1 protein-coding gene is annotated in these 913 nt (G+C 38.7%); it reads right to left on the reverse strand.

The genetic code is table 11. From position 1 onward, the window contains the following. Nucleotides 1–561: 561 nt before the first annotated feature. Nucleotides 562–913: L,D-transpeptidase (locus B4033_RS02995; RefSeq protein ID WP_286831989.1), on the reverse strand; the 352-nt coding region annotated here is incomplete at its 5' end.

Consider the following 913-nt stretch of genomic DNA (forward strand, 5'->3'; position numbering starts at 1 on the left):
CCAACTGAGCTAAGCGCCCTTTCAAATCGACTTCATCGCTTGATGAGGTGCATTATAGAGAATCTTCACAGCGTGTCAAACGCTTTTCCGAATGTTTTCCACTTTTTAGGTTCGAGTGATTAAAAAATAGGTTGATCGCCAAAAAAAACAACACTTTTTGTTTATTTTTTAAGTCTATACCGAAATTTATTGAATCTCGAACTCAGATAAGGCGGTATTCATTACTTGCTGGATCGTTCCTTTTCTACACCATACGGTCCAAAAGCTGCTATTTCGCCAAAATAGTATACAAAGCTTTATCTAAGGACACGTTGTGATCATGTAAAAACGTATCTGTAATTATTTTTAATCAAAAATAAGTCGGGATTTATGTCATATTTTTCGATTTAGGAGGAAATTCAGCTTATTTCAAAGGCAAACCATGCTTTTCATTATGCTCTAAAGCTGCCTGGTCACTCATATTTAAAGGTGAATAGTGAGATAAAATCCTTTTACGCTCTCTACCCTATCTCACTCTCTGTAGAGATTTAAAATAGGAGCCATGAAAACATTGGTAAGAGACTATTTTTCTAAAGAATGTTCTGAGATATAAACCAGAGCCTGCTCATTAACCAGATCAAACAGCTCGATCAGGTCGGTATTACGCATACGGATACAGCCATGTGACATTGGTATCCCCATCGGTTCTGTATCTGGCGTGCCATGAATGTAGATATAACGGCGGTAAGTATCACAACCTTCACCATAGTTAAAACCGTCTTCCAAACCACTCAGCCATAAAATCCGGGTCAGAATCCAGTCCCGATTGGGAAATTCTGCTGCCAGTGATTCAGAATAAATCTCTCCTGTAGCCTGACGGGCAATGAATACACTATTCAATGGTGTATCAGCCCCGATTTTTTGCGCAACTTTA

Source organism: Acinetobacter sp. UBA3132 (assembly GCF_002364825.1).
In the GTDB taxonomy this organism is placed as follows: Bacteria; Pseudomonadota; Gammaproteobacteria; order Pseudomonadales; family Moraxellaceae; genus Acinetobacter; species Acinetobacter schindleri.